This window comes from Rhodococcoides kyotonense, assembly GCF_900188125.1.
Classification (GTDB): Bacteria; Actinomycetota; Actinomycetes; order Mycobacteriales; family Mycobacteriaceae; genus Rhodococcoides; species Rhodococcoides kyotonense.
Genome location: NZ_FZOW01000005.1, coordinates 279,938 through 296,278, shown reverse-complemented (window position 1 = coordinate 296,278; position 16,341 = coordinate 279,938). Strand labels below are relative to the sequence as shown.

The window sequence follows — 16,341 nt, the reverse complement described above, 5'->3', positions numbered from 1 at the left end:
TCAGTTCAGCCGAAGCTCGGCCGCAGCCTTGTCCTGATCGGACTGATGTTTGAGCACCACTCCGAGCGTCGAGCGCACGGCGTCGTCGTCGAGGGTGTCCAGTCCGAGGGCCAACAGAGTGCGACCCCAGTCGATGGTCTCGGCCACCGACGGCAGCTTCTTGAGCTGCATCGCGCGCAGCACGCGAACCGTGCGGACCATCTGCTCGGCGATGGCCTCGGGAAGCTCGGGAACTCGGCTCGCGAGAATGCGGCGTTCGAGCTCGGCATCGGGGAAATCGAGGTGCAGGAACAGACAGCGCCGCTTCAGAGCCTCGGAGAGCTCACGCGTGGCGTTCGACGTCAGCACGACGAACGGCGTGCGGGTCGCGGTGATCGTGCCGAGTTCCGGGATGGTGACCGCGAAGTCGCTCAGGACCTCGAGCAGCAGCCCCTCGATCTCGACGTCGGCCTTGTCGGTCTCGTCGATCAGCAGGACCGTCGGGTCCTCACGCCGGATCGCCTGCAGCAACGGCCGCGCGAGAAGGAACTCCTCGGAGAACACGTCGAGTTTGGTCGAATCCCAGTCCTGGTGGCCCGCCGAACTCGACTGGATCCGCAGAATCTGCTTCGCGTGGTTCCACTCGTACAGTGCTCGGGCCTCGTCGACACCCTCGTAGCACTGCAAACGAACGAGTTCCGCGCCGGACGTCTGTGCGACCGCACGCGCCAGCTCGGTCTTGCCGACACCCGCAGGTCCCTCGATGAGCAGCGGCTTGCCGAGTCTGTCCGCCAGGAACACCGACGTCGCCGTCGCCTTGTTCGCCAGATAGCCGGTCTCGGCGAGTTTCGACACGACATCGTCGACGCTCCCGAACAACGGCGGTGACGTCGGTAGTGCTCGGTCCACGAATGCTCCTTTTCTAGACTGCGCGCGTATGCCCTTCGCCCCACACGGTCCACTTGGTGGAGGTGAGTTCGGGGAGGCCCATCGGGCCGCGAGCGTGCAGCTTCTGGGTCGAGATTCCGATTTCGGCACCGAACCCGAACTGCTCACCGTCGGTGAACGCCGTCGACGCGTTGACCATGACGGCGGCTGCGTCGACTCGCGTGGTGAATTCCTTCGCCGCCCGCAGATCGGACGTGACGATAGCCTCGGTGTGTCCCGTTCCGAAGGCGTCGATGTGGTCGATCGCAGCGTCGATACCGTCGACGACCTTGAGTGCCACATCGAGCGACAGGTACTCCTCCGACCAGTCCTTGTCCGTGGCCGGAATCAGTCCGGGCAGATCGCCGTGAACCACGACACTGTGCGCCTGCAACGCCTGCAGCAACTGCGGCACGGCAGTCTCCGCGACGGCCGCGTCGACCAGGATCGTTTCGGCGGCGTTGCAGACGCTGACGCGCCGCGTCTTGGAATTGAGCACGATCTTCTCGGCCATCGCCAGATCGGCCGCCGAGTGAATGTAGACGTGGCAGTTGCCGACGCCGGTTTCGATGGTCGGTACGGTCGCGTCGCGCACGACGGCCGAGATCAGGCCGGCACCACCGCGCGGGATCACGACGTCGACGAGACCACGGGCCTGAATGAGATGCGTGACCGACGCGCGGCTCGCACTGCCGAGCAGCTGTACGGCGTCGACGGGAAGGCCGCTCGACGCCAGCGAGCCCTGGATCGCGTCGACGAGCGCGGCGTTGGATCGGGCGGCGGACGACGACCCACGCAGAAGCGCCGCGTTGCCGGACTTGAACGCGAGACCGAATGCGTCGACGGTCACGTTGGGGCGCGCTTCGTAGACCATTCCGACGACTCCGAGCGGGACGCGCAACTGACGGATCTCCAGTCCGTTGGGCAAGGTCGAACCGCGGACTACCTCGCCGACCGGATCAGGCAGCCCTGCCACCTGCCGAAGACCAGCGGCGATGCCGTCGATACGAGCTTCCGTCAGACGTAGTCGGTCGAGCAGACCCTCGTCGGTGCCCGCAGCACGAGCAGCGTCCACGTCGGCTGTGTTGGCGGCGATCACCTGGGGCGTCGCGGCCAGAACCGCATCGGCAGCTGCATGCAGCGCTGCGTCCTTCTCGGCCGTCGTCAGCAGGGCGAGTGCCCGCGACGCGACCCGAGCACGACGCGCAGCAGCATGGACCTGCTCTCGGTCGGCGTCGCCCGTGGTCGAAGACTCCGCGAAGGATGGTGCAGTCATGCACTACACACTAACCAGAAGGGTCCGACAGGAACGTGCCGGGAATGACCTCACGCGCAGTCTGGTTGCCGAGACACGACACACTTTCGACGAAGGAGAACTCTTGAGCGCCCTGTTCGAACCCCTGACCCTGCGCAGTGTGACTTTCCCGAACCGGGTGTGGATGGCACCGATGTGTCAGTACTCCGCCGATACGGCAGGCGATGGTGTCGGGAGTCCGAACGACTGGCACCGCACGCACCTGATCACCCGAGCAATCGGCGGCGCCGGATTGATCCTGACCGAAGCGTCCGCCGTGAGCCCGGAGGGTCGAATCAGTCCGGCCGACCTCGGCATCTGGAACGACACCCAGACCGAGGCGTTCGCCGAGATCGTCGGCAAGATCGAGTCCTACGGCTCGGTGCCCGGTATTCAGCTGGCGCACGCCGGTCGTAAGGCGTCGACGACGGCACCGTGGGTAGGCGGCAAATCCATCCCGGCCGACGACGAACTCGGCTGGGAGACGGTCGGCCCCAGCGCCGTGGCCTTCGGTGACTACGCCACTCCTCGTGCAGCCACGACCGAGGACATCGCGCGGATCGTGCGTGACTTCGCCGCGGCGGCCGAGCGCTCACTGCGTGCAGGATTCAAGGTCGTCGAGATCCACGCGGCACACGGCTACCTCGTCCACCAGTTCCTGTCCCCCGCCAGCAACACGCGCACCGACGAGTACGGCGGAGACTTCGCCGGCCGCAGCCGTCTGCTCGTCGAGATCGTCGACGCCGTGCGCGAGGTCTGGCCGGCCGAACTCCCGCTGTTCGTACGTGTCTCCGCCACCGACTGGTTGGACGAGGACACTCGCGGCCTCGATGCGCAGAGTTGGACGTCCGATCAGACGGTCGCGCTCGTCCAGCTCCTGGCCGACCACGGTGTCGATCTCATCGACGTGTCCACCGGCGGAAACGTACACGCGAAGATCCCCGTCGGACCTGGCTACCAGGTCCCGTTCGCCAAGCGGGTGCAGAACGAGACGACTGTTCCCGCCGCGGCGGTCGGATTGATCACCGAGCCCAAGCAGGCCGAGGACATCGTCTCTTCCGGTGAGGCCGAAGCCGTTCTCCTCGCGCGCGAGCTGCTCCGTGATCCGTACTGGCCGCGTCGCGCTGCACGCGAATTGGGTGTCGACGTCGCACCGTCCGTCGTGCCGCAGTACGAGCGCGCGTTCTAGACCCCAAGCCCTCCACGCACATGCATATGCATCTGCGTGGAGGACTGGGTTCTCAGCTCGACACGAAACCGAGCTTCTTGTCCACGACGTTCTGCAGATCCTCCGACGCCGCATAGCGCTCGAAGTTCGCGACGAAGAGACCTGCCAGCCGACGACGCCACCCCTTGCTGTCGCCGCTCATGTGCGGCGTGACGACGAGGTTCTCCGTCGACCACAGAGGACTGTCCTCCGGTAGCGGTTCGGTGTCGAACACGTCGAGCGCCGCGCCCGCCACCTGACCGCTGCGTAAACCGTCGAGAAGCGCTGCGGTATCGAGCAATTCACCACGCCCGACGTTGACGACCCTGACCCCGGGCTTGGCGGCACCCAGTACACGCGCGTCGACGACGCCCCGCGTCAGATCGGTCAGCGGCGCAATGAGGACGAGGTAGTCGACGTCGTGGACCACGTCCGCAAGCTGCGAACTCGCGTGCACGACACCGAAATCCGGGTCGCCGTCTCGTGCCGTACGGCCGACCCCGGACACTGTCACCCCGACTGCGGTGAGCAGACGCGCGATCTCACGTCCGATCGCACCCGTTCCGACGACCATCGCGTGAGACCCGTCGATCATTTCGGTCTCTCTGTGCCGCCATACTCGTGCGCGCTGCAACTCCGCGGACACCGCGGTCTCCTTGGCGAAGTTCAGAATCTGTCCGAGGACGAACTCCGCGATCGGTCGGTCGAAAATGCCTCGTGAATTGGTCACGACCACTTGAGATGTCGCCAGCTCGTCGAACATCAACGAGTCGACACCCGCTGCGGCGATGTGGATCCACCGCAGCGAATCGCAGCGATCCCAGACATCGGGAACTGCGGACGAGAAGAAGTCCCACAGCAGCAGGACGTCGGCGCCCGGCATCGCATCACCGAGGGTATCCGCTGTGGCATAACGCACTTCGGCCACAGCGGATACCGCGTCCATCCCTTCGGGAAGGTGATCGGCGTGGAGTACGACGACGACCGGCCTGTCCTGCATCAACCCTTGTACCCCACCAGTTCGACGCCGGATGCAGCGACCTCGTCGTCGTTGTCACCGGGGCATTGGCTACCGCGCAGCGATCGGCCCGCCGTCTCGGGCATCAGCAGAATCGGTACGAATGCGATTGCGGCCGCGAGCATCATGTACCAACCCGGAATGAGATTGGAACCGGTCTTGTCGATGAGGAACGTCAAAATGAGCGGTGCGGTGCCGCCGAACAGCGATGTCGAGACGTTGTAGCCGATGGCGAAGGCGCCGTACCGAACCTGCGTCGGGAACAGCGCAGGCAGCGTCGACGACACACACGAGCACATGATGACGAGCAGAATGCCGAGGCCCAGCAGTCCGATGGTCTGCCCGATCAGCCCGGTGTTGATGATCAACAGGAACAGCGGAACGCTGAACACGAAGTATCCGACACATGCGGTGAGCAGCAACGGTTTACGGCCGACGCGGTCGGACAGTGACCCGATCGGATTGATGATCGCCATCATGATGATCATGATCACGACGAGAGTGAAGTTGGACTGAGTCGTGCTGTGGCCCAACGTGTCACTGAGGTACGACGGCAGGAACGTCAGCACCGTGTAGTACGCGATGTTCAGCAGCAGAACGAATCCCATCAGAATGAGGATGCGCTGCCAGTAGGTGAGCGTGGTCTTGAGCGACGCGATCGCCCCACCCTCGGATCCCTCGGCCACGGTCTCGCCGTCGGCCTTGGCCTCGGAGAACACGGGCGAATCTTCCAGACGAGTACGCAGCCACAGAGCAACGATGCCGAGCGGCAACGTGACCAGGAACGGGATACGCCAGCCCCAGGCCTCCATCGTGTCGTCGCCGAGACCGAGGTTGAGCAGAGTACAGAGCGTCGCACCTGCGACTGTGCCTGCGAGAGTGCCGAATTCGAGGAACGAACCGAAGAATCCGCGTCGACGGTCCGGTGCGTACTCGGCCATGAACACTGCTGCTCCGCCGTATTCGCCACCGGTGGAGAATCCCTGAACCAGGCGGCAGACCAGCAACAGGATCGGCGCGAGGATGCCGATGGTGTCGAACGTCGGCAGAATACCGATCGCTGCCGTGGCGATCGACATCATCGTGACGGTGAGGACCAGCACCTTCTGGCGACCGATGCGGTCACCCAGCGGGCCGAGAACGATGCCACCGATCGGGCGGATGATGAACGACGCCGCGAGCACCGCGAACGTCGACAACAGGCTCGCTCCCCCGTCCTCCGACGGGAAGAAATTCGCGGCGATGTAGACAGCCAGGTAGCCGTACACCGCGTAGTCGAACCACTCGACTGCGTTACCGAGCGCGGATCCACCGATCGCCCGATGCAGAACCTTCTTTTCGTCGGGGTTCAACTCTTTGGTGTCGGGCGGATAACCGGTGGTCGAATCTCCCGATCCGCTACTGCTAGACCCGCTTTTTGATTGTGTCACGGTCCAATACCTCTCGCTTTTCATCGAACAACGTGGAGCGTCGGGCAGGTACTTCGCAGCGTTTCACACTACGGAACCAAATTCCGGTCTTTTTGCAGTACCCCTACGTTTTCGTCATAACTCCTGGTCGCGCAAGGATTCTCGATGCTGCTAGCGCGTACGCCTTTGCGCTGTCACACAATTGCTGCACCGACACGGACTCGTCCGGTTGATGAGCCTGCGTCTCTATTTCGCCTGGGCCGAGCACGACCGTGGGTGTACCCAGATCGCGCGCAACGAAACCACCGTCGCACGAGGCTGTCCAGATGTCGATGCCGCGGGGGCCGATCGCATCCGTCACCGCATGCACGGCCGTCGCCGCGATTTCGGCGTCGTTCGAGGTCAGAAAGCCGGGCATCTCCATCGCAACGGCAATTGACACGTCGATTCCGTCTCGCGTGATTCCGGCAGAACGAATTCGTTCGATCAGCCGTGCTGCGATGTCGGGGGCGTCCTCACCGGGAAGGAGTCGACGGTCCGCTGTGATCACACACCTGTCGGCAACCATCGACGTACCAGTCCCGCCGTCGATGGTTCCGACATTCCACGTGCCGGGCCCAAGGGTCGGATGCGCGGCGGCGTTCAGTTCCCCCGCCATGGCGTCGAGCAGCACGACGATCTTCGCTGCCGCCGAAATCGCATTGCGTCCGTTGCTCGGTCGCCCCGCGTGCGCAGACCGACCGGTCACTGTGATCTCGAGATTCGCCGCGCCTCGGCATCCGACGATGGTGACCATGTCGGTCGGCTCGGCCACGATGCACGACGAATAGGTACGCCGATGCGTCGCACCCACATACGCACGAATGCCGAGCCCGGTGTCCTCCTCGTCGACGAGGCACGCGAGCGACACCGGCGACGAACCCACTGCACCGGACTTCTGCAGAGCGGCCATCGCAATGACGACGGCGGCAAGGCCACCTTTCATGTCGCACGCGCCGCGGCCGTACAGTCGCCCGTCCCGAACAGTCGCCGTGAACGGATCGGTGGTCCAACCGCCGCCCGCGGGAACCACGTCGGAATGTCCGATGAACAGCAGACCCGGTTCCTCGGAACCTCCGATCGAGACAACGACATTCGGCCGTCCTGGCGCGACCTCGTCGGTCTCGACGTCGAATCCGAGTGCGCGGCAGCGATCGGCGAGCACCGATGCAACCGATTGTTCTGTGCTGCCCGGGTTTTCACCACCCGCATCGATCAACGCCGACGCAAGATCCACGATCGCATCGCTGTCGATGAGCTCGAGCAGCCGCCGTTCCGGATCGTTCATCGAATCCGATTGTCGGACAATGCATCGGCGGCCTTGTCGACCGCGACTGCGAGCCGCTTCACTCCCTCGTCGATGCGGTCCGGCGTCGACGACGCGAAGCAGAGCCGCAGCGAATCATGGAATGTCCCGCCCACTGTCAGTGCCGGTCCCGGAATGTAGGCGACACCCTCTGCGAGAGCGATCGCGAACAGGTCCTGCGTCGAGATCGCGGCAGCGTCGCCCTGCAACGTCGCCCACAGGAAGAACCCGCCTTCGGGATCCGTCGTCGCTAGCCGGTCTCCGAAGTAGTTCTCGATACTGCGTTGCATCGCAATCTTGCGAGGACGGTACACGGCTGCGAGCGACTGCAGATGGGTGTCCAGATGTCCACGCCTGATGAATTCGGCGATCATGCGCTGATTGGGAAGGTTGGTACAGGTATCCATCGCCTGCTTGGCGTTGATCAGCAGCTGCCGGGCCTCCGGCGCCGCGTCGACCCATCCGACGCGCAGGCCGGGGGCGATCATCTTCGAGAACGTGCGTACCGAGAACACGAGCGGATCGTTCGGGCTCAGCGACGGGAAGCTCGGGATGTGGTCGCCCTCGAACCGCAGGAGGCCGTACGGGTCGTCGTCGAGGATCACCGACCCCCACTTGTGGGCGAGGTCGAGCAGCATCGTCCTGCGAGCCAGTGACATCGTCGTGCCGGACGGGTTCTGGAAGTTGGGGATCACGTAGATCATCTTCGGCAATCGCCCGGCGCGTTCGACCAGTTCCGGCAGCGCTTCGACGACGAGACCGTCCTTGTCCATCGGCGCTTCGAGGACGTCCCCGCCGTAGCTGAGAATCGTCGCGGTTCCGTTGGTGTACGTGGGGCTTTCGACGATGACGAGGTCACCTGGGTCGACGAACAGTTTGCATGCGAGGTCGAGCCCCTGCATCCCACCCGACGTGATGACGAGGCGATCCGCCGAGGTGGGCTCGCCGACGGAATTCAGATAGCCGAGCAGCGCGTCGAGCAGCGCCGGATCACCCTCGGTGGCAGCGTAATCCATGGCGTCCGCCGTCATGACGGACGACGCGATCTCCGAGAACACCTGGGCCGGTACGGTTTCCGACGCAGGCGAACCCATTGCGAACCGCACGATGTCGTGCTTCTGCGCCGCGAGGAGCGATGTCGACGAATCGATCACCGATCCCACCAGCTTGTCGGTGCGCAGGGACCACGGAATTGTGGTGGCGATCATGTCTCACTCCTTCGTCAATAATTGGCGCGGAAAGGACGTGAACGTCTCGACTCCGCTTTCGGTCACTCGGACGGCCTCGGATACTTCGTACCCGTAGTCGTCCATCCACATTCCCCCGATGATGTGGAAGGTCATGTTCTCGGCGAGAACAGTGTCGTCGCCGGTACGAATACTCACCGTGCGTTCGCCCCAATCCGGTGCGTACGCAATGCCGATCGAGTACCCGATGCGCGACGGCTTGTGCAGCCCATGCCTCGCGAGACTGGTGTTCCACACGTCCGCGAGTTCGTTCGTCGTGACGCCCGGCCGGACGGACGCAAGGACCTCGTTGAGCGCGTCGTCCGTCGACTGCGCCAGGTAGTCGAGTCGCTTGCTCGGCGTGCCAAGAACGATCGTGCGCGCCATCGGGACGTGGTAGCGACGGAACACTCCGGCCAGTTCGACGACGGTGGTCTCACCGGCGATGAAGACCTGATCGGACCACGTGAGGTGGGGAGTATCCGCGCCTGCACCGGTCGGGAGCATCGGCACGATGGCCGGGTGGTCGCCGCCGAAGTCCGCGGTGCCCTTGACCTGGGCGCGCATGATCGCGGCAGCAGCGTCACATTGGCGCTCACCGACCACCACCGACTCGTAGGCCGCAGCCATGGCCGATTCGCACACCTTCGCCGCGCCGCGCATGAGGTCGATCTCGGCGGGCGACTTGACCACGCGAACCCAGTTGATCAGCTCGTACGAATCGGTGAACATGTACTCCGGCAGCGCTTTCACCAGTACTTCGAATGCGCGGGGGCTGAAGTAGTACGAGTCCATCTCCAGGCCGACCTGACCGTGCGAGAAGTTGTTCACCACACCGAGTTCGCGCAGCTTCTGGGCGACCCAGACGAACGGGTGCGTGTCCTTGCGCTGCACGAACGTCTCGGGGTATCCGAACGTCTGATCCTGCGGCAGCCACGACGTGCGGAATGCGCCTGCTGCGTCCATCTGTCGCGCGAAGAAGTACAGCTCACCGTCCAACGGCACGAACAACATCTGCGGCGTGTAGAACGACAGCGCGTTGTACCCCAGCAGGTAGTACAGATTCGACGGGTCCGTCACGATGAGCGCCGTCAGATTCTGCGACGCCATCCGCGCCCGCACTTCGGCTAGTCGCCGGGAGTACTCGTCGTCTGTGAACGTGATCGGCGTGCTGTTCGGCAGATCCACGTACTCGGCGAGACCCGGTGCGTGAATCGGTCCGACTGCGCTGGTGAGCGAGACGGTGTGGTTCTCGTTGTCGTTCACTGGTACCCCCTTTCGAGGCTTCGCGGAGGGCAAACGAATGCCGAATCGCGTTTTGCAGATTGTTGACAATCAGGCTAAACGCAAGAACTAGGTTGCTGCAAGGGATCTCGTGTTACTTCTTCGTGTCGTGTGTTTCGCGCCGTGTGTGCGTGGACGGTGTCCGACCCGACCACGCACACACGAATGCATTACCTGGCCACGGCCGACTGCTCCGTCATCGCCTGGGTCAGGTCGTGTACCGCCGTGTCCATGTGTTCGTGCAAGCCCGATTCCAATGCCGCCCAGTCGGAACCCAACAGCAGGTCGACGAGCAATTGATGCTCCTCGACAAGAGCCTCCGGCCGGTAGTAGGCGGTTTCGAGATTGGCCATGCAGATGCGAGCTTCTGCCGCGAGCGTCGCGTACATCCGCGACATCCGACTGTTCGACGTCGCCGCCACCAGGACCGTATGGAACGCGAGGTCACGTTCGGCGAGTCCGAGCCAATCCGCGCGATCGATGAACGGCTGCATCTGACCGACGATGTCCGACAACTGCACCGCAGTCGATTTCAGAACCGTCGGGTCGCCGTTCACGAGTGTCCACGCCGCACCCACCTCGATCGCGGCACGGGACCCGTATATCTCAGCGACGTCGTCGACACTCAATTCGACGACGAACACGCCGCGATTGCGATAGCTGACGAGCAGGCCTTCCTGGTTGAGGCGCTGCAACGCCTCTCGCACCGGGCCGCGCGAAATCTGCAGCTCGGCAGCGACATTCGCCTCGTTGATCTGTTCGCCCGGCGAATAGGAACCGTCGATGATGCGGTCGCGGATCTGATCCGCGATCACCATCGAGGTGTTTCGCGCATCGATAGGCGTGAGTCTTCGGGAACCAACCATCGTCTCTCCTCTTACTAGGACCTGGGAATCGCGAAGTATTTGTATTCGAGGAATTCGTCGATGCCCACCTTGCCGCCCTCACGGCCCAACCCCGACTGCTTGACTCCGCCGAACGGGGCCGCCGGATTGGACACGAGTCCGGTGTTGAGCCCGACCATTCCGACCTCGAGGCGCTCCCCCATCCGCAGTGCGCGATCGATGTCCTGCGTGTAGACGTATCCGACAAGACCCCACTCGGTGTCGTTGGCCAAGGAGATGACCTCGTCTTCGGTGTCGAACGGTACGACAGCAGCAACCGGACCGAAGATCTCCGTGGACATCAGGTCCGATCCCGAGTCCACGTCGTCGAGGACCGTCGGCGGATAGAAGTACCCAGGGCCGTCGTCCTGTGTACCGCCGACGACCGCTCGCGCACCGCGTGCCAGTGCGTCGTCGACGAGGCGTTGCACCTTGGCGCGACCGTCCTCGTCGATCAGTGGGCCCACCTCGACGCCGTCCTCGGCGCCGGCGCCGACCACCAACGAACCCATTCGCGCACCCAGCTTGTCGGCGAACTCCTCCGCGACACTGCGGTGCACGAAGAAGCGATTCGCCGCGGTGCACGCCTCGCCCATGTTGCGCATCTTGGCCACCATCGCGCCATCGACAGCTCGATCGACATCGGCGTCCTCGGCCACGATGAACGGAGCGTTGCCGCCGAGTTCCATCGACGTCCGCATCACCGTCGGCGCCGCCTGCGCCAGCAGAATCTTCCCGACGTCGGTCGAGCCGGTGAAGCTGATCTTGCGCGCGAGCCCGCTCGCCATCCACGACCCGACGACACCTGCGGCATCGGTCGTCGGAACGACATTCACGACGCCGTCCGGGACACCGGCCTCGACGAGAATGTCCGCGAGCGCAAGAGCAGTCAACGGTGTCTGCTCGGCAGGCTTGAACACCACCGTGCATCCTGCGGCAAGGGCAGGACCGATCTTGCGTGTTCCCATCGCGAGCGGAAAGTTCCACGGGGTCACCAGAATGCACGGTCCCACCGGAGCGCGCGTGACCACGATGCGGTTCTTGCCGTCGCCGGTGAGAGTGTGATCACCCGAGATGCGTACCGCTTCTTCGGAGAACCACCGGAAGAACTCGGCCCCGTAGGCGACTTCCCCGCGGGCGTCGGCGAGCGGCTTTCCCATCTCGGCGGTGATGATCGCGGCCAGGTGCTCCGTTCGCTCGATGATCAGCTCGAACGCACGACGCAGGATAATACTGCGCTCACGCGGCGCCGTAGCAGCCCAGTTCTGTTGCGCTGCAGCCGCTGCCGCCATCGCGGCCTCGGCGTCGGCGATGGTGCCGTCGGAGACCGCGACGATCACCTCACCGGTGGCGGGGTTCACGACGTCGAACGTCGTGTCGTTCGACGCCCTTCGCCAGGTTCCACCGATGAAAATTCCTGTCGGCGTGTCGATGTGCGGCCTAGTGGTCGTCGTTGTCACGAGTGTCGATCCCTTCTGTCGTGAATGGTGGCCGGGTCGAGGATTTCGGCGAGGTGCGACGAGGCGTCGTCGCTGTGGTCTCCGGTCAGTTGACGCACCTGCATGTGGCAGCTGAACCCGTCCGTCAAAACCGGTCTGCCGCCGCTACGTTCGATCGCCGGCGCCAACGCCTGCTCCGCGACCTTCATGCTGAGGTCGTAATGGTCGGGCTCGAATCCGAAATTCCCTGCTAGACCGCAACATCCGGTCGCTTCGTCGACGACACCGACACCGGCGGCAGCGAGCGCCTTGCGTTGCGTCGCTTCACCGAACACCGCGTACTCGTGGCAGTGCGTCTGCACGGTGACCTCGGCGGGGACGGGTCCCGACGGCGTCCAGCCTCCCGCAGCCTGGTCGATTACCGCGCCGGCGAAGCTCTGCACCCGCGATGCGACGCGACGTGCTGCGCCACTGTCGACCAGTTCCGGTAGATCCTTCCGCAGCGCTGCGGCGCAACTCGGTTCGAGTACGACGATCGGGCGGTCGGTACCGTCGTCGAGTGCATCTACCGTGCGCTGCAACTTCTTTCGGGCCGTGGACAGCTGACCTGTGGAGATCCAGGTCAGGCCACAACAGACGTCCGTGCGACATTCCGCGGAACGGCCTGCATCCCCCAGGACACGAAGTGCTGCGCCGGCGACGTGAGGACGAAATCCCTTCGTGAACGAGTCCACGACCACGACGACGTCTCCGCCCGGCACGGATTCGGCAAGCTGAGAACGTACTGCTCGCCGGGATGCGAAGCGCGGGAATGCGCGTTCGGTCGTCAGTCCCGCAAGCGTGGCGGCCCATGTCGAGGTCCTGGGCGTCAGGACCCGGTCGAGCAGCGGGGCGATACGTGACGTGACGGCCAACCACCGAGGTAGCCATCCGAGCGAATAGTGCGCCAGGGGGCGACGTTCGGAGGCGTAATAGTGATCGAGGAATTCCGCCTTGTACGTGGCCATGTCGACCCCGACGGGGCAATCCGAGGAGCACGCCTTGCACGACAAGCACAGATCCAGCGAGTCCTTGACGTCCTTCGACGCCCACCCGTCGCGGACCGTGGGCGCAGTCCGCACCATGTCCTGTAGTACCCGGGCCCGTCCACGCGTCGAATCCTTCTCGTCGCCGGTCGCGCGATAACTCGGGCACATGACGCCGCCGCTACTCGAGCGGCATCGTCCGACTCCGACACACGCCTGGGCAGCATGGACGAAGGGATCGAGATCAGTCGCCGCACCGATCTGGTGCAACTCAAAGGTCGTCTTCCATTCACGCGTCGGGATGCCCTGAAGGGCAAGGTCCTTCATCAACGGTGCAGGGTCGGTGATGCTTCCCGGATTCAACAGGCCGGCGGGGTCCCAGATTCGTTTGAACTGCGCGAACGCGTCGAGCATCGACGTGCTGTACATGATCGGTAGCAGTTCCGATCGAGCGCGCCCGTCGCCGTGTTCACCGGACAACGAGCCGCCGTGCCGGACAACCAATTCCGCTGCTTCGCGCAGGAATCGGTGCATGATCGCGCGTCCGTGTTCCGTTCGTTGATCGAACGTGATGCGCACGTGCATGCACCCTGCGCCGAAATGCCCATACATCACACCGGTCAACGAATGCGACGCGAGCAGATCTCGGAAGTCCGCGAGATAGGCCGCGAGATTCTCCGGCGCGACGGCCGAATCCTCCCAGCCGGGCCATGATTCGGATTCGACGGGCGCTCCGCTCCTGGCTCCTTCGACCAGTCTCGCGGACAACCCGGCGCCGTCCTCACGGACGCGCCACAACGACTTCCGCTCCGACGGATCGTCGACGACGCGCCCGTCCTTCACTCGGCCGAGTTCGCGGAGCCGGGCCAACAATCGTTGCGCCTTGTCCTCCACCTCCGCCGCGTCCTCACCGTCGAGGTCGACGTACAACCATGCATTACCCGACGGCAGTCCGCGCACCGAGTCCGCACCCCGACGGAACTGCATCGTCTCGACGATCTTCTCGTCGATCCCCTCGACAGCGGCAGGCGAGAATTCGAGGATCGTCGTCACGTCCTCGGCGGCCTCGACGACGTCCTCGTATCCCAGACTCAGCAGTAGCGCGGCGGAAGGAACAGGAACCAGTGCGACGGTCACAGCGACCGTGATCGCACACGTCCCTTCACTTCCCACCAGAGCGCGCGCGACGTCGAAACCGTTCTCGGGCAACAACGTCGACAGATGGAATCCCGATACCTGACGCGGGATACGGCCGAGTTCGAGACGTAGCCCCGCCAGATTGTCCGATACCAGCGCTTCCAGTTCGGTCCTGATCCGTTCAGCGGCGGACACGGCATCCACGTCGTCGGTATCGACGGCATGGATGCCAGTTCGGGTTGCACGCAGCAGGAAGCCGTCGGCGGTCACGACGTCCAGTGCGATCGTATGGTCGGCGGTCCGCCCGTATCGCACCGAGTGATTACCGCACGCATCGTTGCCGACCGCACCGCCGACGGTGGCCCTCGATTTGCTCGACGGGTCGGGCGCAAAAGTCAATGCACCGTCCGTCGCCTCGGACACCGCTGCGGCCAGATCCGAGATCACGATGCCGGGCTCGACGACAGCCGTCCGTGCATCGTGGTCGACGGCGATGACGCGGTTCATGTACCGCGAGAAGTCCAGCACGACGCCATCGCCGATTGCGTTGCCTGCCATGGACGTTCCGCCACCTCGCCCGACGACGGAAATGCCGTGACTCGCGCACGTGCGAACGACAGAGGACACCTGCGCCGCACTGCGTGGGAACACGACGCCGAGTGGGGAAACTCGGTAATTCGATGCGTCGTAGGAGTATTCGGCGCGTCGACGGCTGGAGGCGTCGACGTCCACGCCTGCGTCGGCCAACGCGTCGAGAACGGTCACAGCGCGCGCTTCAGTGTCCGAGCAATCGCGTCGAGCCCCTCGGCGATCTCGTCGTCGGTCACCACCAATGCGGGGATGACACGCACCACGTTGCCCATTCCGCCGCACGTGAGCAGCAGCAACCCCTCGGAGATCGCGGTCTGCTGCACACGAGCTGCCGCGGCCGCGTCGGGATCGCCGTTGTCGTCGACGAACTCGAGAGCGAGCATCAAGCCGAGCCCACGCGCGTCACCGATTGCTGGGTACTGGCCTTTCAGCGCCTGCAGCCCGTCGAGCAGAGCCGTCCCCTGTTTGGCTGCGTTCTCGACGAGGCCTTCGTCGCGCACGACGTCGAGGGTTGCAACTGCAGCTGCCGCTGCGACGGCATTGCCGCCGTACGTTCCACCTTGAGAGCCCGGCCAGGCCTTGGACATGAGTTCGGTGGACGCCGCGATCGCCGAGATCGGAAATCCCGACGCCAGACCCTTCGCCGTGATGACGATGTCCGGTGTCGCCTCCGAATGCTGGTGCCCCCAGAACTTTCCGGTGCGCCCGACGCCGGCCTGAACCTCGTCGACGATGAACACGATGCCGTGCTGATCCGCCCGTCGGCGCAGTCCTTCGAGGAACGCCGGCGGCGTCTGCAGATATCCGCCGTCACCGAGGACGGGTTCGATGATGAACGCCGCGGTGTCGGCCGGGCTCGACACCGTCGCGAGCAGGTAGTCGAGTTCCTTCAGAGCGAAGGCGACGGCCGTGTCGATGTCCCAGCCGTACCGGAATGCGTACGGGAACGGAGCGATGTGGACGCCGCCCATGATCGGCGAGAAGCCCGAGCGGAACTTGGTGCCCGCCGTCGTGAGCGATGCGGCCGCGACGGTACGGCCATGGAATCCACCGTGGAAGGCGATGATGTTCGGTCGTCCGGTTACCATGCGCGCCAACCGGATCGCAGCCTCGACGGCCTCGGACCCGGAGTTCGCGTAGAAGACACTGTCGAGCCCAGAGGGAAGGAATTCGCCGAGCTTCTCGGTCAGCGCGAGCAGAGGCTTGTGCATGACAGTCGTGTACTGGGCGTGGATGATCTTGCCGACCTGCTCGCGGGCGGCTTCGACGACACGCGGGTGGCAATGGCCGGTGCTGGTGACGCCGATACCCGTCGTGAAGTCGAGGTAGCGGTTGCCGTCCGTGCCGTGTATCCAACTGCCGAGCGCATGGTCGACGACAACAGGTGTGGCCTGTTTGAGGGCGGGGCTGAGGTGCGTGGTCGGCGCTGTCATGCGTTCATCGTGAGGGCCGAAGTGCAGATTGTCAACAATCTGCACTTGGGTCCTCGCTCACCCCCGTCCCGAGCCCCCGGCTCCGCCCCACCCCCTGACAGACCGAATGTGACATTTGGTCACTTCAAGTGACCGAATGACAC

Annotated in this window: 12 protein-coding genes; 1 reads left to right on the top strand and 11 read right to left on the bottom strand. The window is 64.3% G+C overall.

Annotation, left to right across the window (positions count from 1 at the left end):
- Together CHB96_RS11000 and CHB96_RS10995 are read right to left on the bottom strand one after the other, a co-directional pair.
- A complete protein-coding gene (locus CHB96_RS11000) occupies nt 1-888 on the bottom strand; it encodes an AAA family ATPase (protein WP_089245966.1) in 888 nt (295 codons plus the stop codon).
- A gap of 13 nt (nt 889-901) precedes the next feature.
- Nucleotides 902-2,182 (bottom strand): glutamate-5-semialdehyde dehydrogenase, encoded by a 1,281-nt coding sequence (locus tag CHB96_RS10995; RefSeq protein ID WP_089245964.1) that lies wholly within the window; start codon nt 2,180-2,182, stop codon nt 902-904.
- Between the two features lie 103 nt (nt 2,183-2,285).
- Here CHB96_RS10995 and CHB96_RS10990 point away from each other — a divergent pair, with 103 nt between their 5' ends.
- Entirely contained in the window at nt 2,286-3,389 is a 1,104-nt protein-coding gene (locus CHB96_RS10990) for an NADH:flavin oxidoreductase/NADH oxidase (protein ID WP_176444243.1), read from the top strand.
- A 52-nt stretch (nt 3,390-3,441) separates the two neighbouring features.
- On the opposite strand, the gene CHB96_RS10985 is transcribed toward CHB96_RS10990, so the two are convergent.
- From CHB96_RS10985 to CHB96_RS10945, 9 genes are all read right to left on the bottom strand, one after another.
- Nucleotides 3,442-4,407 carry a D-2-hydroxyacid dehydrogenase gene (locus CHB96_RS10985; protein ID WP_089245962.1) on the bottom strand — a complete coding sequence of 322 codons (966 nt, stop codon included), beginning with the start codon at nt 4,405-4,407 and terminating at the stop codon, nt 3,442-3,444.
- On the bottom strand, nt 4,407-5,855 hold the full coding sequence (locus CHB96_RS10980; RefSeq protein WP_245865460.1) for an MFS transporter: 1,449 nt from the start codon (nt 5,853-5,855) through the stop codon (nt 4,407-4,409). The genes CHB96_RS10985 and CHB96_RS10980 overlap by 1 nt, the downstream gene beginning before the upstream one ends.
- A gap of 103 nt (nt 5,856-5,958) precedes the next feature.
- Nucleotides 5,959-7,161, bottom strand: coding sequence for a M20 family metallopeptidase (locus CHB96_RS10975; RefSeq protein WP_089245958.1), 1,203 nt, complete (start codon nt 7,159-7,161; stop codon nt 5,959-5,961).
- Nucleotides 7,158-8,387 carry an aminotransferase-like domain-containing protein gene (locus tag CHB96_RS10970; RefSeq protein WP_089245956.1) on the bottom strand — a complete coding sequence of 410 codons (1,230 nt, stop codon included), beginning with the start codon at nt 8,385-8,387 and terminating at the stop codon, nt 7,158-7,160. Before CHB96_RS10970 ends, CHB96_RS10975 begins: the two co-directional genes overlap by 4 nt.
- Before the next feature lie 3 nt (nt 8,388-8,390).
- The gene (locus CHB96_RS10965; RefSeq protein ID WP_281254418.1) at nt 8,391-9,587 is read right to left on the bottom strand and encodes a M24 family metallopeptidase; all 1,197 of its coding nucleotides are present in this window, start codon (nt 9,585-9,587) and stop codon (nt 8,391-8,393) included.
- A 272-nt stretch (nt 9,588-9,859) separates the two neighbouring features.
- Entirely contained in the window at nt 9,860-10,555 is a 696-nt protein-coding gene (locus tag CHB96_RS10960; protein WP_245865458.1) for a GntR family transcriptional regulator, read from the bottom strand.
- 14 nt (nt 10,556-10,569) lie between these two features.
- Nucleotides 10,570-12,033: an NAD-dependent succinate-semialdehyde dehydrogenase gene (locus CHB96_RS10955; protein ID WP_089245950.1), complete on the bottom strand. Its 1,464-nt coding sequence runs from the start codon at nt 12,031-12,033 to the stop codon at nt 10,570-10,572.
- A complete protein-coding gene (locus tag CHB96_RS10950; RefSeq protein WP_089245948.1) occupies nt 12,030-14,939 on the bottom strand; it encodes an FAD-binding and (Fe-S)-binding domain-containing protein in 2,910 nt (969 codons plus the stop codon). Before CHB96_RS10950 ends, CHB96_RS10955 begins: the two co-directional genes overlap by 4 nt.
- Complete coding sequence (locus tag CHB96_RS10945) at nt 14,936-16,198, bottom strand: aspartate aminotransferase family protein (RefSeq protein ID WP_089245946.1); 1,263 nt, start codon at nt 16,196-16,198, stop codon at nt 14,936-14,938. The genes CHB96_RS10950 and CHB96_RS10945 overlap by 4 nt, the downstream gene beginning before the upstream one ends.
- Between the last annotated feature and the right edge of the window lie 143 nt (nt 16,199-16,341).